This is a genomic window from Pseudomonas sp. GM50 (genome assembly GCF_000282375.1).
Lineage (GTDB): Bacteria > Pseudomonadota > Gammaproteobacteria > Pseudomonadales > Pseudomonadaceae > Aquipseudomonas.
The window spans coordinates 1-17,865 of record NZ_AKJK01000004.1; the positions used below are offsets into that span (position 1 = coordinate 1).

The window sequence follows — 17,865 nt, forward strand, 5'->3', positions numbered from 1 at the left end:
TGGGCGCACAACAAAAACGCCCGACCTTCGCAGGCCGGGCGTTTTTGTGTGTCCCGCAGGAATCAGGACTGACTGGTTGGCGTCGATGGAGCCGGCGCAGCAGTCGGGGTTACAGCAGGTGTCGGAGCAGTCGCGGAGTTCGCCGTGCTTACCGGGGTTACCGGCTTGGCAGCAGCCACTACTGGTTTCGGTGCAGCCGCTTTCGGGGCGGCCGTTTTTTTCACTACAGGCTTCTTGGCTGCTGGCTTTTTCGCAACGGCGGGTTTGGCTGCTGCGGTTTTAGCTGCAGGTTTGGCCGCCGGTTTTGCGGCTGGTTTTGCGGCCGCTTTGGCTGCGGGTTTCGCCGCGGCAGTTTTGGTTGCCGGTTTAGCGGCAGCCTTGGCCAATGGTTTGGCTACGCTTTTGGCCGCTGGTTTGGCCGCCGCGGTTTTCGCCGCAACAGGCGCAACCTTGGCACCGGTGAGTTTTTCGATTTGCTTGGTCAGGGTATCGACCTTGCTGTGCAGTGCCTTGACCTCATTGCGGCTCGGTACACCCAGGCGCGAAATGGCGCTGTTCAGACGCTTGTCGAAAGCCCCTTCCAGCTCATCCCATTTGCCCAGTGCACGATCTTTCACGCCGCTGATGCGCGACTTGGCCGACGAAGCGGAGTCCTTGGCGGCATCGACTTTCTTGCCGACAGCGCTCTTGGTGAGCTTCTCGGCTTTCTCGCCGTCCTTAACCAATGTATCGAAGAGCTTGCTGCCGTCAGTGTCAATCTTCGAGTACACGCCTAAACCAGCCAGCCAGATCTTGCGAGAGTAGTCTTCGACCTTCCCGATCCACGAGCTGCCTTCTTTTTCAGTATTCTTTTTACCAGCCATCCCGTTCTCCTTAAGATTTACGCGCGACACGTTCGAGCAATGCCGTCAGCTCATCGAGCTTAGCAGAGAGTGTCTCAACGTCATGTTTAGACGGAATACCGATACGATTCAAGGCACTTGCGATACGTGTATCGAAAGCCCTTTCGACTTTGTCGAGTTGAAGTTCAACTTTGCCTTTGAAAGTGCTCACTTCACTCTTGGCTTCATCGATCTCGGCATTGGCCGCTTCAAGTTTTTCAGTGACTACTTTTTTGCCTTTCTTTTCAACAGCTTGACCAGCCTTGATCAGCTCTTGAACGTACTCGCTACCCTCTTGGCCGACCTTGGTGTAAGCACCCAGGCCAGCGAGCCAGATCTTGCGGGCATACGATTTGACGTCGCCCAGGGCGTTAGTCTCAACGTCGACTTTTTTCTTCAAAATAACTTTGGCCATGGTGCACCTCACGCGCAGAAGGGTCGAGGAACTGCCCGCAGAGAGTCGGGCTCAGGCACAAAGTAGTGAGAATAATTAGAAACGGCACCCTAACAAGTGACATAAAAAAGCAGGTACGCCACCGAACCTGTGGGAGCGGGTTTGCTCGCGAATGCGGTGTGTCATTCAGCATTGATGTCGACTGACACACCGCATTCGCGAGCAAGCCCGCTCCCACATTAATCGTATTCCATACAACGACCGGATTACGCCAAGGCTTTATCCAGGGCTCTTTCGATTTCCGATTTGATGGTGCCGCTCATGGCGGACATCAACAGGCCCAGTTCGACATCGACCTTGATCGAGTCCTCACCCACATACACCGCCCCTTTTACACCCGAGCGTCTGAGGTTCAGGGTGTCGCCGGACCACTGCGGCTCCAGGCCATATTGTTCGGACAGTTTCTGCGCCAACTTGTCGGCCTTCTCGCGGGCCGCTTCCTTACCCAGGCCGTGGGCACGCTCAACACTAATACGGGCCATCGAATGACTCCTGCTTTATCGTGACTTGCTCAAGACATCTTGACCCTGCATGCGTCAAAACGTCCCGGTAGTTGCCTATCTTACCTTCAGCCTTGCCAAGACAAAGCAGGCCACCGGGATTAGAATGTCCCGCATTCTCTTTTGGTGACAGCGATATGACTGATCAGCGCAAAGGCAGCGATGCCGAACCCACCACTCACTTCGGCTTCAAAAACGTTCCGGAAAGCCAGAAAGCGGAAAAAGTCGCTGAGGTTTTCCACTCGGTAGCCGCCAAGTATGACCTGATGAACGACCTCCTGTCGGGCGGCATGCACCGTCTGTGGAAGCGTTTCGCGATTGAGCTGTCGGGCGTGCGCACCGGTAACCGCGTGCTGGACATCGCCGGCGGCACGGGCGACCTGACCCGCAAGTTCTCGCATCTTGTGGGACCGACGGGCCAGGTAGTGTTGGCCGACATCAACGAATCCATGCTCAAGGTCGGTCGTGACCGCCTGCTGGATCTGGGTGTGTCCGGCAACGTCGAATTCGTCCAGGCCGATGCTGAAAAGCTGCCGTTCCCGGACAACCATTTCGATTGCGTGACCATCGCGTTCGGCCTGCGCAACGTGACGCACAAAGAAGACGCCCTGCGCTCGATGTTGCGCGTGCTGAAACCGGGCGGCCGTTTGCTGGTGCTGGAATTCTCCAAACCGACCAACGCGCTGATGTCCAAAGCCTACGACGCCTACTCGTTCGCCTTCATGCCATTGATGGGCAAGCTGATCACCAATGATTCGGAAAGCTATCGCTACCTGGCCGAATCGATCCGCATGCACCCGAATCAGGAAACCCTGAAGTCGATGATGGTCGAGGCCGGTTTCGACCGCGTGACCTATCACAACATGACCGCAGGCATCGTCGCCCTGCACCGTGGCATCAAACCCTGATGTTGCTGGCCGGCCTGCTCGCCAGCGTTGAGCTCGGCCTGAACCGGGTGCTGCGTCTCGACAGCACGGCCCTGCCACGGCTGGCGCATTTGAGTGGCAAGGTGATTGCCGTCGACTGCCGCAGCCCGGCACTGCAAGTGTTCATCCTGCCCAGCGATGAAGGCCTGATGCTCGCCTCCCAGTGGGAAAGCGGTGCCGACTGCACCTTGCGCGCACCGGCCTCAAGCCTGCTGAAACTGGCAACGAGCAAGGACAAGACTTCGATTCTGCATGCCCCGGAAGTCGAACTCGATGGCGACAGCGGCGTGCTGCTGGAACTGGCGGCGATCCTTCAGGACCTCGAACTGGACTGGGAGTACGAACTCTCGCGCTGGCTGGGACCTGTGGCCACGCAACTGGTCGGCGGTCACCTGCGCAGTCGTGCACGCTGGTATCAGCAAGGGTTCGCCAGTCTGAACCAGAACCTGGGCGAATACCTGGCCGAAGAATCGCGCGCCCTCGTCGGTCAGCGCGAAGCTGACGCCCGTTTTAATGAACTGGACCAGATCAAGCTCGATCTGGAACGTCTCGAGGCGCGTTTCGAGCGCCTTTCCCGATCCCTCGACCCAAGCGATAACGCATGAAGCTGCTTGCCGTCCGCCGTTTGTTGCGCATCCAGCGCGTTGTGATTCGCTACCGCCTCGATGACTTGCTGTTCGCCCTGCCACTGCCCTGGTTTTTGCTGGCGCTGCGCTATGCCTTGCCGTGGCGCTGGTTTCCGCGCAAGACGCTGGACCTGAGCCGGGGCGCGCGACTGCGCCTGGCATTGCAGGACCTGGGGCCGATTTTCATCAAGTTCGGCCAGATTCTTTCGACGCGCCGCGACCTGCTGCCCGAAGACATCGCCGATGAACTGATGAAGCTGCAGGACCGCGTACCGCCGTTCGACTCGCAAGTATCGATCCGGCTGATCGAAGAGCAGCTTGGCAAAAAAATCAGTGAAGTCTTCAGCCGTTTCGACGTCGAACCGCTGGCCTCGGCCTCGGTGGCGCAGGTGCATGCCGCGCAGCTGAAAACCGGCGAAGAAGTGGTGGTCAAAGTGATCCGCCCGGGCCTGAAACCGATCATTGCCCAGGACCTGGCGTGGCTGTTCATCCTCGCCCGCGCCGCGGAAAAGCTCTCGGCCGACGCCCGCTTGCTGCACCCGGTGGACGTGGTCAGCGACTACGAAAAAACCATCTACGACGAACTCGACCTGCTGCGCGAGGCGGCTAACGCCAGCCAGCTGAAGCGCAATTTCGAAGGTTCGCCGCTGCTGTATGTGCCGCAAGTCTATTGGGACTGGTGCCGCCCGAAAGTGCTGGTGATGGAGCGCATCTACGGGATTCAGGTCACCGACCTCGCGACCCTGGCCGACCAGCGCACCGACATGAAAATGCTCGCCGAGCGTGGCGTGGAGATCTTCTTCACCCAAGTGTTCCGCGACAGCTTCTTCCACGCCGACATGCACCCCGGCAACATTTTCGTCAGCACCGTGCAACCGTGGAGCCCGCAGTACATTGCGATCGACTGCGGCATCGTCGGCAGCCTGACCCCGGAAGACCAGGACTATCTGGCGCGCAACCTGTTCGCGTTCTTCAAGCGTGATTACCGGCGTGTCGCGCAGTTGCACATCGATTCGGGCTGGGTGCCGGCGGAAACCAAACTCAACGAATTCGAAGCGGCGATCCGCACGGTGTGCGAGCCGATCTTCGAAAAACCGTTAAAAGATATTTCCTTCGGTCAGGTGCTGATGCGCCTGTTCCAGACCGCGCGACGCTTCAACATGGAAGTGCAGCCGCAGTTGGTATTGCTGCAAAAAACCCTGCTGAACATCGAAGGCCTGGGCCGTCAGTTGTACCCGGACCTCGACCTGTGGAACACCGCCCAGCCGTTCCTCGAACGCTGGATGCGCGAGCGCGTCAGCCCCAAAGCCTTGATCGGCAACGTGCAGAGCCAGTTCGAGCAGATCCCGCACCTGGCCAACATGGCCCGCGACCTGCTCGAGCGTATGTCTCAGCCCCACGCCAACGACCCGCCGCCCCCTTGGCACAAGCGCAAGGACGACTGGTTCCTGCGGTTGCTCGGCACCGCTCACCTGGCGGGTGGCACGATACTCGCCGCCGGTGGCCCGCTGAACGAATTGGGGCATTGGCCCGCCGGAATCATGGTGGCGGTCGGCTTGTATCTGGTCGTTCGCCGATAGCCAGTCGCGCCGCACGCTGGCACACTGTTTCAACGCTGAATTTGAACATTGGCCTCAACTATTGAAGTAGAGCCCGCGTCGGAGTCGAAGATGAAAAACTGGCTGGACGAGATCAAGTGGGACGCCGATGGCCTGGTGCCGGCGATTGCCCAGGATCACAAGACCGGACGCGTCCTGATGATGGCCTGGATGAACCGCGAAGCACTGGAATTGACCGCTGCCGAGAACCGTGCCATTTACTGGTCACGTTCCCGTGGCAAGCTGTGGCGCAAGGGCGAAGAGTCCGGCCATGTGCAAACCCTGCATGAGATGCGCCTGGACTGTGACGCTGACGTGATCATCCTGATGGTTGAGCAGATCGGCGACATCGCCTGCCATACCGGCCGTCAGAGCTGCTTCTACCGCGTCTTCGAGAACGGCGACTGGAAAACCGTCGACCCGGTGCTTAAAGATCCGCACGCTATCTATTCCGCAGGACACAAACATGAGTGACACTTTGACCCGTCTGGCTCAGGTGCTGGAAGAGCGCAAAGGCGCCGCCGCCGACAGCTCGTATGTCGCCAGCCTGTACCACAAGGGCTTGAACAAGATTCTGGAAAAAGTCGGCGAAGAGTCGGTCGAAACCATTATTGCCGCCAAGGATGCCGCCATCAGCGGTGACTGCAGCGATGTGATCTACGAGACCGCCGATTTGTGGTTCCACAGCATGGTCATGCTCGCCCAACTGGGGCAGCATCCACAGGCTGTGCTCGATGAACTGGACCGTCGCTTCGGTCTGTCCGGACATGCCGAGAAAGCCTCTCGACCGTCCGCCTGAACAACTATTAGAGAGGAACGCAACATGGGCATTTTTGACTGGAAACACTGGATCGTCATCCTGGTTGTCGTGGTGCTGGTGTTCGGCACCAAGAAACTGAAAAACCTCGGCACTGACGTGGGCGAGTCGATCAAGGGCTTCAAAAAAGCCATGAACGACGACGAAAAACCGGCCGATCCGACCGCGACGCCGTCCCAACCGGTACCGCCGGTTCAGCCACAGGCCTCGGTGAACCAGCCGCACACCATCGATGTGCAGGCGCAAAAAGTCGAAGAGCCGATCCGCAAAGACGTGTGAGCACTGACTAATGTTTGGTATCAGCTTCTCTGAACTGCTGCTCGTCGGCCTCGTGGCCCTGCTGGTGCTGGGTCCCGAGCGTCTGCCGGGTGCTGCGCGCACCGCCGGCCTGTGGGTCGGGCGGTTGAAGCGCAGCTTCAACGCGATCAAACAGGAAGTTGAACGTGAAATCGGTGCCGACGAGATTCGCCGGCAATTGCACAACGAGCACATTCTGTCACTGGAGCAGGAGGCGCGGAAGATCTTCACGCCGACTCAGCAGGAGCCGACGCCGGTAGAACCTGTAGCGACGCAGACGATTCATGCGCCGGCGGCTGAGGTTATGCCGGCGGTTGCAGCCGCTGAACCTGCACCTGCACCTGCAACTCCAGTAGAACCTGTTGCTCCTGCCGCCGCGCCGACAATACCGGCGCCTCACGACACCACTTTGCCGCCGCGAGCCCCATGAGCGATCTCCCCGAAAACGACCAGCACATGCCGCTGGTTTCGCACCTCACCGAGTTGCGCACTCGCCTGCTACGTTGTGTCGTGGCAGTGTTCATCATTTTTGCCGGGCTGTTCGCCTTCACCCAGCAGATCTACACCTTCGTCTCCACGCCGCTGCGCCAGTACCTGCCGGCCGGCGCGACGATGATCGCCACCGACGTGTCGTCGCCGTTCCTGACGCCGCTGAAGCTGACGATGATGGTCTCGCTGTTCCTGGCGATCCCGGTGATCCTGCACCAGATCTGGGGCTTCATCGCGCCAGGCCTGTACAAGCATGAGAAGCGCATCGCGGTGCCGTTGCTGGTGTCCAGCATTCTGCTGTTCTACACCGGCATGGCCTTCGCCTATTTCCTGGTGTTCCCGCTGATCTTCAAGTTCTTCGCCGCCGCCACCCCGGCCGGCGTGGAAATGATGACCGACATTACCAGCTACCTCGATTTCGTCATGACGCTGTTCTTCGCCTTCGGCGTGGCGTTCGAGATTCCGGTAGCAGTGGTGCTGCTGGTGTGGATCGGCGTGGTCAACGTCGCCTACCTGAAGAAAATCCGCCCGTACGTGATCATCGGCTGCTTCGTGGTCGGCATGATTCTGACGCCGCCGGACATCTTCTCGCAGACGCTGTTGGCTGTACCGATGTGGTTGCTGTTCGAAATCGGCATCCTGTTCGGCAGCCTGATCAGCAAGCGTGGCGAGCATCCGGACGACCAACCGGCTGACGATCACAACGACCAGCCGCCAGCGACCCAAGCGTGAACCTGCTGCTTCTGGAGGAGGCCGACTTCATTGCGGCCGACCGGGCGATCCTGCGCGATCGCCGGTTGACTCACATGCAGGAAGTCCATCGCTCGGTGGTTGGCGACAGCCTGCGGGTCGGGCGTATCGGCGGCTTGATGGGCTCGGCCGAGTTGCTGCGCCTGGACGCCGATGAAGCCGAGTTGCGCGTCACCCTCGACCAGCCGCCACCGGCCAAGCTGCCACTGACTTTGGTGCTGGCGCTGCCGCGACCGAAAATGCTCCGCCGAGTGTTTCAGACCGTGGCCGCCATGGGTGTGCCGCGCATCGTGCTGGTGAACAGCTATCGCGTCGAGAAGAGCTTCTGGCAAACCCCGTTCCTGGAACCCGAGGCGATTCGCGAGCAGTTGATCCTGGGTCTTGAACAGGCCCGGGACAGCGTGTTGCCGGAGGTGGTCATCGAGAAGCGCTTCAAGCCTTTTGTCGAAGACCGTCTGCCGGCCATTACCGAAGGCACCCTCGGCCTGGTCGGCCATCCCGGCAACTACCCGCCCTGCCCTCGTGGCCTGGACGAACCCGTGACCCTGGCCATCGGCCCCGAAGGCGGCTGGATTCCCTACGAAATCGACTTGCTGGGCAAGGCCGGCCTGCAACCGGTGCAACTTGGCGACCGCATCCTGCGGGTTGAAACCGCCGTCACCGCGCTACTCTCACGCCTGTTTTAAAATCAAACATCACACCTGTGGCGACGGGGCAACCTGTAGGAGCGAGGCTTGCCCGCGAAGAACGATGACGCGTCATGCCTGAAAAACCGCGGTGCATTCTTCGCGGGCAAGCCTCGCTCCTACAGGATCTTCGTCGCTCAAATTTCTTAACATTAGGGCAACCCCCTCGCCGCCCGAGCATTGCGCCGCGCCTACAGAATCTCGTCTACCTGCCGATACAGTCTCCATAAAACCGATTAATGGTCCGAGGGAGTAGCAGCATGTACCGATGGCTGGCCGAGAAACTGGGAAATGTAAGCGTCAATCGCAAACTGGGTGTCGGCTTCGGTCTGGTGCTGCTTCTGACCTTATTGATCACCTTCACCGGCTGGACCGGTCTGAGCGGTGTGATCAGTCGTGGCGATACGCTTGGGTTTATTTCCAGCCTCAATGAGCTGACCAAAGACCTGCGCCTCGCCCGCCTGGATTACGACATGCGCCGTGGCGAACAAGGCCCGGGCGCCGTCAACGAGCTGATCGGCCAACTCGATACCGGCCTGAAAACCGCTCGCACCCTGATAGAGCAGCCTGCCGACGTAGCCATGATCGACCAGCAATTGGCTGCGGTCAGCGAGTACAAACGCGCCTTCGCTGATATGACTCAGGCCACCGTCACCCGTGAAGATGCTCGCAGCAAACTGGGCGCCACCGCCGATAACGCCGTAGCCCGGGTCGCTGAAGTCGAAAAATCCCTGCTGCAAGGCGACAGCGTCGCTCAGTTCAACAGCGTGGTCGACCTGAGCAAGCTGATCCAGCAAGCGCGTTTCCAGGTCCGCGGCTACACCTACAGCGGCAAGCCCGAGGCTGAGCAGCCGGCGCTGGACGCCATCGGCAACGCCCTGAAAAACCTCGAAAGCCTGCCGTCTCAACTGCCGGAACAACACATCGCCAACCTGCAACAGGCGACCGACTCACTCAAAGCCTATCGCGCGGCCGTCAGCCAGTTCCGCGACTCCCAAGTCGCCAGCGCCGCAGCCTTCAAGCGTATGAGCGCGCAAGGCGACATTCTGTTCGACACCAGCAAAAAGCTCACCGCCTCGCAAACTGTCGTACGTGACACCGACACAGCGCATGCCAAGAACTTGCTGCTGATGGCTACGGTCCTGGCGTCGGCCTTTGGTTTGTTCGCGGCCTGGGCCATCACTCGCCAGATCGTCATTCCTCTGAGCCAGACCCTCAAAGTGGCCGAGCGTGTCGCCGCGGGTGACCTGACTCACAATCTCATCTCCGAACGTCAGGACGAACTGGGTCAGCTACAACGCGCCATGCAGAGCATGACCCTGGGCCTGCGAGAATTGATCGGTGGCATCAGCGATGGCGTGACCCAAATCGCCAGCGCCGCTGAAGAGCTGTCCGCCGTCACCGAGCAGACCAGCGCCGGGGTCAACAGCCAGAAGGTCGAGACCGATCAGGTGGCCACCGCCATGCACGAAATGACTGCCACCGTGCAGGAAGTCGCGCGCAACGCCGAAGAAGCGTCCGAAGCCGCCGTTGCCGCCGACCAGCAGGCCCGCGAGGGTGACAAGGTGGTTGGCGAAGCCATCGCCCAGATCGAACGCCTGGCGACCGAAGTCGGTAACTCCACCGAAGCCATGGGGCATCTGAAACGCGAAAGCGACAAGATCGGCAGCGTGCTCGACGTGATCAAGTCCGTGGCCCAGCAAACCAACCTGCTGGCGCTCAACGCCGCCATCGAAGCCGCCCGCGCCGGTGAAGCCGGGCGCGGTTTTGCGGTGGTCGCTGACGAAGTCCGCAGCCTGGCCCAGCGCACCCAGAAGTCCACCGAAGAAATCGAAGAGTTGATCGTCGGCCTGCAAACCGGCACTCAGCAAGTCGCGACCATCATGGACAACAGCCGCAGCCTGACCGACAGCAGCGTCGAACTGACCCGCCGCGCCGGCAGCTCGCTGGAAAGCATCACCCGCACCGTGTCGGCAATCCAGTCGATGAACCAGCAGATCGCCGCCGCTGCCGAGCAACAGAGCGCGGTGGCCGAAGAGATCAACCGCAGCGTACTGAACGTGCGTGATGTGTCCGAGCAGACCTCGGCCGCCAGCGAAGAAACCGCGGCCTCCAGCGTCGAGCTGGCGCGGTTGGGGACGCATTTGCAGATGCTGGTGGGGCGGTTCAAGGTTTAAGGCGATTCAATGACCTCAGTCGCTTGGGACCGAGGTGATGCCATCGCGGGCAAGCCCGCTCCCACAAGGATCTCTGTTGTTCACAGGTAATGTGTTCAACACGCTACTCCTGTGGGAGCGGGCTTGCCCGCGATGGCGGTAGTAAGGTCGCCGCCGTCAGAGAACCTGCCGCAAAAATGCCTGCGCCCGCGGATCCTTCGGCGCATCGAAGAATTCGGCCGGTGAGGCGTCTTCCAGCAGTTTGCCGTGATCGAAGAACAGCACCCGATCCGCCACTTCCCGAGCGAAGCCCATTTCATGGGTGACGCAGACCATGGTCATGCCTTCCACGGCCAGGGTTTTCATCACATCCAGCACTTCACCGACCATTTCCGGGTCGAGCGCCGAAGTCGGCTCATCGAACAGCATGACCTTCGGCTCCATCGCCAATGCCCGGGCGATAGCCACACGCTGTTGCTGACCACCGGACAGGCGTGACGGAAATTCGTTGGCCTTCTGCGCGATACCGACCTTTTCCAACAACGCCAGCGCCTTGGCCTCGCGCTCCTTCTTGCCACGCTTGCGCACGACTTTCTGCGCCAGGCAGAGGTTTTCCAGCACGGTCATGTGCGGGAACAGGTTGAAATGCTGGAACACCATGCCGACTTCGCGGCGATAGGCGTTGACGTCGGTTTTCGGGTCGGCCAATTGCAAACCGTCAATGCTCACCGAGCCCGAGTCGAACTCTTCCAGGCCATTCAGGCAACGGAGGAAGGTCGACTTGCCGGAACCGGACGGGCCGATCACCACCAGCACTTCGCCCTTGGCCACCTGGGTGGTGACGTTATCCACCGCGCGAACCACTTGGCCACGGGTGTCGAAGACTTTTACCAGGTCGCGGACTTCAATCACTTTGCGCGAGCCTCCGCTCAAGCCGGCTGGCGATTTTCGACAGCGGCAGGTTGATCAACAGGTACAGCCCGGCCACGCAGAACAGGATTTCGAACGGCGAGAACGAGGTGGTGATAACTTCACGACCGCTTTTCAGCAGCTCGGTAATCGCAATCACCGACACCAGTGAGGTGTCCTTGACCAGACTGATGAATTGCCCGGCCAGCGGCGGCAGAACGCGTTTGAACGCTTGCGGCAGCACCACGTGGCGCATCGACTGGCCGGCACTCAGACCCAGCGAACGTGCGGCTTCGTTCTGGCCGCGTGCAATCGATTGCACGCCGGAACGGATGATCTCCGCCACATAGGCACCGGTGAACAGCGACAGCGCGGCGATCCCGGCGAACTCCCGGGAGAGGTTCATCACGGTGCCGATGAAGAAGTAGAAAATGAAAATCTGTACCAGCAGCGGCGTACCGCGCACCAGTTCGACGTAGATCGTCGAGAGGTCACGAAGGGTCGGGTTGTTCGACAGACGGCAGAGGCCGGTGACAAGGCCGATCAGCAGGCCAAGCACACCAGACACCATGGACAACCACAAGGTGGTCCAGAGCCCCCACATCAGTGGTCCTGCGGCCCAATGGCGAGTTACACCAATCACGTCGCCTTCGGCCACATCATCGCCTTGAGCGACTTGCAGGCTGTTGTCGTCGACCGTCAGGTGCTGCTCGTCCCCGGCATCATTGCGCAGGGTGACTTCGGCTTTATCGCCCTTGCGCACCAGTTCGCTGACAGTGGATATGTCTGCCGCACGCTGGGATTCTTCGGCGTGGTAGGCGAAGTACTGCGGCACGCGATTCCAGCGCCATTCGTAGGACATCAGCGAGGTGGCGTAATACAACGCGCCAGCCAGGCCGATCAGCACCAGCACGGTCAACACGTGCCACGGCCATTGGGCTTTTTTATGTTTCATGGGTTTAGCAAAATCCGAAAGTTGTATCGCCAGGAAGGCCGTCATCGCCAGCAGGCTGGCTCCCACACTGGATCTGTGGCGTACACAAATCCCCTGTGGGAGCCAGCCTGCTGGCGATGGGAGCGGCGCGGTCTAACTGACCGAGCCTTATTCCATGTCCTTAATCCAGGCAGTGTCCTTGAACCACTTGTCATGGATGCGATCGTAGGTGCCGTCTTCGTGGATCTGGTGCAGGAAGTTGTTGATGAAGTTGATGCTGTCGTAATCACCCTTCTTCAGGCCGAAAGCCAGCGGCTCGTAGGTGAACGGCTTGTCGAGGAACACCAGTTTGCCGTTACCGACCTTGTTCACCGCCACAACGTTGTAAGGCGCGTCGTAGATGAAGGCGTCGGCCTTGCCGTTGACCACGTCGAGCACCGCTTCCTGCTCGTTGTCGTAGCCGTGGTACTTGGCTTTGGAAATGAGTTTTTTGGCGACCATCTCGCCGGTGGTGCCGAGCTTGGAGGTGATGCGGTAATCGGCGGTATTCAAGTCTTTATAGGACTTGATGGTGCCTTCCAGCTCTTTGCGGATCAGCAGCGTCTGGCCGACCACGATGAACGGTTCGCTGAAGTTCAGGCGCAGGTTGCGCTCCTGGGTCAGGGTCATACCGCTGCCGATCATGTCGAACTTGTCGGTCAGCAGGGCCGGGATGATGCCATCGTAGCCGGTGGACACCAGCTCCAGCTTGACGCCCATGGCTTTGGTCATGGCTTTGAGGATGTCGACTTCGAAGCCGATGATCTCGCCGCGCTTGTTGGTCATTTCGAACGGCATGTAGGTCGGGTCCATGCCGACCTTCAGCGTGCCGCGCTTGACCGCGTCATCGATGGCACCGGCCTGCGCCGCGTTGACTGCAACCAATGCCGTGACGCCGACCAGCAGCATCGAGAGATACTTCTTCATCATCAAGTCCCCAAAACCATCGCGTTGTGAGGCACGCAAACTACCGGTTTCCCTGAAAAAACCGGCAGATACGAACAGAAAGTTGTCCGGGCGCCCAATTCGGGGACGGATGCTAACGCACTCGTTCGTTTGCACAAGGGGTTACGCGGGATTTGTTGTTTTGTTGATCGTTCCCACGCTCTGCGTGGGAATGCAGCCCGGGACGCTCCGCGTCCCATCTAAAGCCGAACGCGGAGCGTCCGTTGAGGCATTCCCACGCAGAGCGTGGGAACGATCATGCTGGGCGCACCAAAAAAAACCCCGCTTTCGCGGGGTTTTTCGTTATGCCAACTGAGGCTGCACGCTCACAGGCTTGAGCGGCAACAGCGGCGCATGGGGATCGGCATCCACCGATGTGCGCCAGGCTTGCAGCCACTCGGCATGGCCTTCGCTCCAGACCTGCTCATGCAGGCGACCCAGCGCCACCGGATCGCTCAGCAGGGCCACGCGCTCCTCGTTGGTCAGCCCGGCAGGCCCGACCTTCATCGCATGGCGAACCCGCTCGATACGCAGCCATTCGATTGGCTCGGCCTGACGGTGACGGGATGTCGCCAGCGCGCACGCCAAGGCGTTCTGCTGTGGATCGACCACTGCCCGGACGAAGCCGTCGTTCAGCGCATGCCAACGGTTTTCGTGGGTGTACTGGTCGGTTGCCAGCAACGCCTGTGGCGGATTGTATTCCTCAGGGATCAGGAACAGGCTTTCGTCCCGAGACTTGAGACCCAGGCCGACACGGCTGGAGATCACCGATACCGGGATCGACAGCATCAGCGAACCGACAATTGGCACCAGCCACCAGAGGAAGCTCGGGTTCAGCCAGATCACCAACAGTGCCCAGAAGAAGCCCAGCAAGGTTTGCGGACCGTGGCGTTTGACCGCTTCGCTCCATGGCGTCGAATCATCGTCACGTTGTGGCGAGTTCCAGGTCGCGGCCCAGCCGAGGAACGCGGCGAGTACGAAACGGGTGTGGAAGATCATCCGTACCGGCGCCAGCAGCATGGAGAACAACATCTCCAGCAGCATCGACAGCGTCACCTTGAACTTGCCACCGAACTCTTTCGCGCCCTTGGCCCAGATCAGGATGATGCTCAGCAACTTCGGCAGGAACAGCAGCACGATGGTCGTCGAGAACAACGCAATTGCCTTGTCCGGCTGCCATTGTGGCCACAGTGGATAGAGCTGGCGCGGTTCCAGGAAGTATTGCGGCTCCATCAACGTGTTGACCGCCAGCAAGGCCGTCGACAACACCAGGAACAAGAACCACAACGGCGCAGACAGGTACGACATCACGCCGGTGAGGAACACCGCACGGTGCACCGGGTGCATGCCTTTTACCAGGAACAGCCGGAAGTTCATCAGGTTACCGTGGCACCAGCGACGGTCACGCTTGAGTTCGTCCAGCAGGTTCGGCGGTAGTTCTTCGTAGCTGCCCGGCAAGTCGTAGGCAATCCACACGCCCCAGCCGGCACGGCGCATCAGCGCAGCTTCGACGAAGTCGTGGGACAGAATCGCACCGGCAAACGCGCCTTTACCGGGCAACGGCGCCAGGGCGCAGTGCTCGATGAACGGCTTCATGCGGATAATCGCGTTGTGACCCCAGTAGTGGGATTCGCCCAACTGCCAGAAGTGCAGACCGGCAGTGAACAGCGGACCGTACACACGCGTGGCGAACTGCTGCATACGCGCATAAAGGGTGTCCATGCCCGACGCACGCGGCGCGGTCTGGATGATCCCGGCGTCCGGCGTGGCTTCCATCAGGCGCACCAGACTGCTCAGGCATTCGCCGCTCATCACGCTGTCGGCGTCGAGCACGACCATGTACTTGTAGTCACCGCCCCAACGACGGCAGAAATCGTCGAGGTTGCCGCTTTTACGTTTTACGCGGCGGCGACGGCGACGATAGAAGATTTTGCCGAAGCCCTTGGCTTCACGGCAGACATCCAGCCAGGCCTGTTGCTCGGCAACGCAGATATCGGCGTCGTTACTGTCGCTGAGTACGAAAAAGTCGAAGCGATCCAGGTTACCCGAGGCCGCCACCGATTCGAAGGTCGCCCGCAAACCGGCGAACACCCGCGGCACGTCTTCGTTGCAGATCGGCATCACCAGTGCGGTGCGTGCGTCCTTGGCGATCGGCTCGTCGCCGGCACTGGCACCGGAAATGCGGTACTTGTCGCGGCCGGTGATCAACTCGAGGAAGCCCATCAGCGCAGTCCAGAAACCGGCCGAAACCCAGCAGAACAGAATCCCGAACATAATCAGAATGCTGGTTTGCAAGGCATATGGCAGCACTTGCGTGGCGGTTTGGCTCAGAGGTTGATGCAGGACTTCTTCAAGATCGACGAACGACCAACCCTGGTACGGCATGATGCCTTTCATGTACCAGCCAGCGACGATCGTCTGACCGAGCATCAGCACCAGAAGGATGTAGCGGCGGATCGAACCGACGGTGCGCCAGCGAGCTGCCGGCAGCACGTTCTCATCTTTCGGCGGTGCTGGCGGATTGGTGCGACCGGTCAGCCGACGCCAGCCACGCACCAGAATATTGGTGCGCCACGGCTCCGGCACGACTTTGGTCCGACGGATCGGTGGGGTTGCCTTCAGGCAAACCCGGCCACTGGCGTCGAGCACCAGCATTTCCGCGTCCGCCAGTTCTTCGGCGGAGTTCAGGGTCAGGCGCCGGCCGACCGAGGCTTGAGCAGCCTCGGTCGGCGCGTCGAACGTCGAGGACGACAGACGTTCGTGCAGTTCACTGAAAGACTTGCAGCCCGCGAGTTCCGCGCGCTGCTCGTCGCTCATCGGCAAATGCGCCAGGTACTCGGCAAGCGTTTGTGGCTGTACGTGTGAATTACTCATCGGCGGGCAACTGATAGCTCCAGGTCTCGGTCAGGACTTGTTCAGTCGGTGCCGATTCCGTTGTGGCTGGGGCCGCTTCGGCAGCGACAGGCTGCTTGGCGTCTTTGTTGTCCTTGTCCTTGGTGTCCTTGACTTGCTGGGCTTGTGCTTCAGCCTGCTTGGCTTCCTTGTCCTTCTTCTCTTGCTGTCGGGCGGCGATCTTGTCGGCCTTGGCAACGGAAGAACTGGACGCTGGTGCCGCGGTCTTGAGTGCCTCGGCAGGCGTGATGGTCTTGACCAGCGCAGCGCGCATTTCGGTGGCCTTGCCCGGATCCTTGATCTTCATCCGCAAAGTCAGGCGCCAGCCCTTGGTTTCAGGGTTGTAGCGGACGCTGTTCTCGACCAGTTCTGCGTTGTCGCCAACGCTCACCTGGCTGCGCACTTCAGCATCTTCCGGCAGCACTTGCAGGGACGGGCCCTGGAAATCCACCAGATAGGCCACGCTGCCATCCGGCTGACGAATCAGGTTCGACTGCTTGACGTCACCCGTGGAACGCAGGGTCTGTTGAACCCAGGCGCTGTCCGGCGAATGCAGGGAGGCTTCGTCGAGAGTCCAGTGCATGCGGTAGGCAACGTCCAGGGACTGGCCAGGCTCAGGCAGTTTTTCCGGACTCCAGAAAGCGACGATATTGTCGTTGGTTTCGTCGGCCGTAGGAATCTCTACCAGATCGACGGAGCCTTTGCCCCAATCGCCTTTCGGTTCGATCCAGGCACTTGGGCGCTTGTCGTAGCGGTCATCGAGGTCTTCGTAGTGACTGAAGTCACGGCCACGTTGCAGCAAGCCGAAACCGCGCGGGTTCTCGATCGAGAAGTTGCTCACCGCCAGGTGTTTCGGATTGTTCAGTGGGCGCCAGATCCATTCGCCGTTGCCGGCATGGATCGACAGGCCGCTGGAATCGTGCAGCTCGCGACGGTAGTTCAGCACTTTCGACGGCTGGTTGGCGCCGAACAGGAACATGCTGGTCAGCGGCGCAACGCCGAGCTTGGTGACCTTGTCACGCAGGAACATCTTGGCCTTGACGTCGACGACCGTGTCGCTGCCCGGACGCACGGTCAGGCGATAGGCACCGGTGGCACGCGGCGAATCCAGCAGGGCGAAGATCACCAGGTGCTTGTCGCCCGGTTTGGGCTGTTGAATCCAGAACTCGGTGAAGCGCGGGAACTCTTCGCCGGATGGCAACGCGGTATCAATGGCCATGCCGCGAGCGGACAGCCCGTAGGTTTGCCCCTTGCCGATGACGCGGAAATAACTCGCGCCGAGCATGGTCATGATTTCGTCTTGCTTGTCGGCCTTGTTGATCGGGTACAGCACACGGAAACCGGCATAACCCAGCTGTTCGGTGGCTTTAGGATCGAACTTCACGTCGCCGAAATCGAAACGACTTGGGTCGTATTTGATCTCTTCGACGGTGTTGGCCGTGATTTCGTTGATTTTCACCGGCGTATCGAAGTGCATACCCTGGTGATAGAACGACAGCTTGAATGGGGTTTTCTGGTTCGCCCATTCGGCCTTTTCAGTGAGGAACCGAATTTTTTGATAGTCCGCGAATTTCATCTCGCGAAATTCATTCGGCAGGTTACTGCGCGGGGCTTCGTATTTTTGCCCGGCCAGCTCTTTTGCCTTGACCGATACGTCATCCAGATTGAATGCCCAAAGTTGGCCGGCGCTGAACAGGCAGAGCAGTGCAGAGCCTGCTACCAGAGCGCTTCGAAACCGTTTGGCAGACAATTTTGGTGCATTACAGGGACTAACAATCACGAGCAACCCTCGCCGAAAACAGATCAAAAAACCAACGGCCAGTTAAAGTGCCAGCACGGTGTGCGGTGGAAAAAAACCGACCCTGCGAACGACTCTTGCCAAGTTGGCGAGCATTGTTCCGACTCCTATGGGGCAAAATGATTCCCCAACAGGTCCCGGACAAGTCTCTACCTAAGTCAAAACGGA

Annotated in this window: 18 protein-coding genes and 1 pseudogene; 11 read left to right on the forward strand and 8 right to left on the reverse strand. The window is 59.9% G+C overall.

Translation table 11 applies throughout. From position 1 onward, the window contains the following. Positions 1–62: 62 nt before the first annotated feature. From PMI30_RS28775 to PMI30_RS28765, 3 genes are all read right to left on the reverse strand, one after another. Complete coding sequence (locus PMI30_RS28775; RefSeq protein WP_008005055.1) at positions 63–863, reverse strand: phasin family protein; 801 nt, start codon at positions 861–863, stop codon at positions 63–65. A gap of 10 nt (positions 864–873) precedes the next feature. Beyond that, on the reverse strand, positions 874–1,296 hold the full coding sequence (locus PMI30_RS28770) for a phasin family protein (RefSeq protein ID WP_007899266.1): 423 nt from the start codon (positions 1,294–1,296) through the stop codon (positions 874–876). 245 nt (positions 1,297–1,541) lie between these two features. Further along, the gene (locus PMI30_RS28765) at positions 1,542–1,817 is read right to left on the reverse strand and encodes a polyhydroxyalkanoic acid system family protein (protein ID WP_007899268.1); all 276 of its coding nucleotides are present in this window, start codon (positions 1,815–1,817) and stop codon (positions 1,542–1,544) included. A gap of 155 nt (positions 1,818–1,972) precedes the next feature. Here PMI30_RS28765 and ubiE point away from each other — a divergent pair, with 155 nt between their 5' ends. The 11 genes and pseudogenes from ubiE (at position 1,973) to PMI30_RS32010 (ending at position 10,201) form a co-directional block, all read left to right on the forward strand. Beyond that, positions 1,973–2,743 carry a bifunctional demethylmenaquinone methyltransferase/2-methoxy-6-polyprenyl-1,4-benzoquinol methylase UbiE gene (ubiE, locus tag PMI30_RS28760; protein WP_008005057.1) on the forward strand — a complete coding sequence of 257 codons (771 nt, stop codon included), beginning with the start codon at positions 1,973–1,975 and terminating at the stop codon, positions 2,741–2,743. Continuing rightward, positions 2,743–3,366: a ubiquinone biosynthesis accessory factor UbiJ gene (locus PMI30_RS28755; protein ID WP_008005059.1), complete on the forward strand. Its 624-nt coding sequence runs from the start codon at positions 2,743–2,745 to the stop codon at positions 3,364–3,366. Before ubiE ends, PMI30_RS28755 begins: the two co-directional genes overlap by 1 nt. Next, positions 3,363–4,967 (forward strand): ubiquinone biosynthesis regulatory protein kinase UbiB, encoded by a 1,605-nt coding sequence (gene ubiB, locus PMI30_RS28750; protein ID WP_008005060.1) that lies wholly within the window; start codon positions 3,363–3,365, stop codon positions 4,965–4,967. The genes PMI30_RS28755 and ubiB overlap by 4 nt, the downstream gene beginning before the upstream one ends. Before the next feature lie 90 nt (positions 4,968–5,057). Beyond that, the gene (hisI, locus tag PMI30_RS28745) at positions 5,058–5,459 is read left to right on the forward strand and encodes a phosphoribosyl-AMP cyclohydrolase (RefSeq protein WP_007909357.1); all 402 of its coding nucleotides are present in this window, start codon (positions 5,058–5,060) and stop codon (positions 5,457–5,459) included. Next, complete coding sequence (locus PMI30_RS28740) at positions 5,452–5,784, forward strand: phosphoribosyl-ATP diphosphatase (protein ID WP_007899279.1); 333 nt, start codon at positions 5,452–5,454, stop codon at positions 5,782–5,784. Before hisI ends, PMI30_RS28740 begins: the two co-directional genes overlap by 8 nt. A gap of 24 nt (positions 5,785–5,808) precedes the next feature. Continuing rightward, a complete protein-coding gene (locus PMI30_RS28735) occupies positions 5,809–6,081 on the forward strand; it encodes a twin-arginine translocase TatA/TatE family subunit (RefSeq protein ID WP_008005062.1) in 273 nt (90 codons plus the stop codon). A gap of 10 nt (positions 6,082–6,091) precedes the next feature. Then, positions 6,092–6,529 (forward strand): Sec-independent protein translocase protein TatB, encoded by a 438-nt coding sequence (gene tatB / locus PMI30_RS28730; protein ID WP_008005063.1) that lies wholly within the window; start codon positions 6,092–6,094, stop codon positions 6,527–6,529. Further along, complete coding sequence (tatC, locus tag PMI30_RS28725) at positions 6,526–7,320, forward strand: twin-arginine translocase subunit TatC (protein WP_007899282.1); 795 nt, start codon at positions 6,526–6,528, stop codon at positions 7,318–7,320. The genes tatB and tatC overlap by 4 nt, the downstream gene beginning before the upstream one ends. Next, complete coding sequence (locus tag PMI30_RS28720; RefSeq protein ID WP_008005066.1) at positions 7,317–8,024, forward strand: 16S rRNA (uracil(1498)-N(3))-methyltransferase; 708 nt, start codon at positions 7,317–7,319, stop codon at positions 8,022–8,024. Before tatC ends, PMI30_RS28720 begins: the two co-directional genes overlap by 4 nt. Positions 8,025–8,284: 260 nt before the next feature. After that, a pseudogene (locus tag PMI30_RS32005) lies at positions 8,285–9,343 on the forward strand (methyl-accepting chemotaxis protein); the annotation flags it as partial. A gap of 144 nt (positions 9,344–9,487) precedes the next feature. Then, the gene (locus tag PMI30_RS32010) at positions 9,488–10,201 is read left to right on the forward strand and encodes a methyl-accepting chemotaxis protein (protein ID WP_409999800.1); all 714 of its coding nucleotides are present in this window, start codon (positions 9,488–9,490) and stop codon (positions 10,199–10,201) included. A gap of 156 nt (positions 10,202–10,357) precedes the next feature. Here PMI30_RS32010 and PMI30_RS28710 read toward each other — a convergent pair whose 3' ends face one another. The 5 genes from PMI30_RS28710 to PMI30_RS28690 all read right to left on the reverse strand — a co-directional run bounded on the left by PMI30_RS28710 (position 10,358) and on the right by PMI30_RS28690 (position 17,679). After that, positions 10,358–11,092 carry an amino acid ABC transporter ATP-binding protein gene (locus PMI30_RS28710; protein WP_007899285.1) on the reverse strand — a complete coding sequence of 245 codons (735 nt, stop codon included), beginning with the start codon at positions 11,090–11,092 and terminating at the stop codon, positions 10,358–10,360. Then, on the reverse strand, positions 11,085–12,044 hold the full coding sequence (locus PMI30_RS28705; RefSeq protein ID WP_008005070.1) for an amino acid ABC transporter permease: 960 nt from the start codon (positions 12,042–12,044) through the stop codon (positions 11,085–11,087). The genes PMI30_RS28710 and PMI30_RS28705 overlap by 8 nt, the downstream gene beginning before the upstream one ends. A gap of 147 nt (positions 12,045–12,191) precedes the next feature. Continuing rightward, positions 12,192–12,989, reverse strand: a complete 798-nt coding sequence (locus PMI30_RS28700) for a transporter substrate-binding domain-containing protein (RefSeq protein WP_008005073.1) — start codon at positions 12,987–12,989, stop codon at positions 12,192–12,194. A gap of 321 nt (positions 12,990–13,310) precedes the next feature. Further along, complete coding sequence (mdoH, locus tag PMI30_RS28695) at positions 13,311–15,881, reverse strand: glucans biosynthesis glucosyltransferase MdoH (RefSeq protein WP_008005075.1); 2,571 nt, start codon at positions 15,879–15,881, stop codon at positions 13,311–13,313. Further along, positions 15,874–17,679: a glucan biosynthesis protein G gene (locus PMI30_RS28690; RefSeq protein ID WP_008005077.1), complete on the reverse strand. Its 1,806-nt coding sequence runs from the start codon at positions 17,677–17,679 to the stop codon at positions 15,874–15,876. Before PMI30_RS28690 ends, mdoH begins: the two co-directional genes overlap by 8 nt. Positions 17,680–17,865 lie beyond the last annotated feature (186 nt).

Excerpts from the sequence above, each read along its gene's own strand:
- PMI30_RS28735 (WP_008005062.1), top strand. The coding sequence starts at position 5,809 with ATGGGCATTTTTGACTGGAAACACTGGATCGTCATCCTGGTTGTCGTG.
- PMI30_RS28765 (WP_007899268.1), bottom strand. The coding sequence starts at position 1,817 with ATGGCCCGTATTAGTGTTGAGCGTGCCCACGGCCTGGGTAAGGAAGCG.
- tatB (WP_008005063.1), top strand. The coding sequence starts at position 6,092 with ATGTTTGGTATCAGCTTCTCTGAACTGCTGCTCGTCGGCCTCGTGGCC.
- PMI30_RS28775 (WP_008005055.1), bottom strand. The coding sequence starts at position 863 with ATGGCTGGTAAAAAGAATACTGAAAAAGAAGGCAGCTCGTGGATCGGG.
- PMI30_RS28705 (WP_008005070.1), bottom strand. The coding sequence starts at position 12,044 with ATGAAACATAAAAAAGCCCAATGGCCGTGGCACGTGTTGACCGTGCTG.
- tatC (WP_007899282.1), top strand. The coding sequence starts at position 6,526 with ATGAGCGATCTCCCCGAAAACGACCAGCACATGCCGCTGGTTTCGCAC.
- PMI30_RS28700 (WP_008005073.1), bottom strand. The coding sequence starts at position 12,989 with ATGAAGAAGTATCTCTCGATGCTGCTGGTCGGCGTCACGGCATTGGTT.
- PMI30_RS28770 (WP_007899266.1), bottom strand. The coding sequence starts at position 1,296 with ATGGCCAAAGTTATTTTGAAGAAAAAAGTCGACGTTGAGACTAACGCC.
- ubiE (WP_008005057.1), top strand. The coding sequence starts at position 1,973 with ATGACTGATCAGCGCAAAGGCAGCGATGCCGAACCCACCACTCACTTC.
- ubiB (WP_008005060.1), top strand. The coding sequence starts at position 3,363 with ATGAAGCTGCTTGCCGTCCGCCGTTTGTTGCGCATCCAGCGCGTTGTG.
- PMI30_RS32010 (WP_409999800.1), top strand. The coding sequence starts at position 9,488 with ATGCACGAAATGACTGCCACCGTGCAGGAAGTCGCGCGCAACGCCGAA.
- PMI30_RS28740 (WP_007899279.1), top strand. The coding sequence starts at position 5,452 with ATGAGTGACACTTTGACCCGTCTGGCTCAGGTGCTGGAAGAGCGCAAA.
- PMI30_RS28755 (WP_008005059.1), top strand. The coding sequence starts at position 2,743 with ATGTTGCTGGCCGGCCTGCTCGCCAGCGTTGAGCTCGGCCTGAACCGG.
- mdoH (WP_008005075.1), bottom strand. The coding sequence starts at position 15,881 with ATGAGTAATTCACACGTACAGCCACAAACGCTTGCCGAGTACCTGGCG.
- hisI (WP_007909357.1), top strand. The coding sequence starts at position 5,058 with ATGAAAAACTGGCTGGACGAGATCAAGTGGGACGCCGATGGCCTGGTG.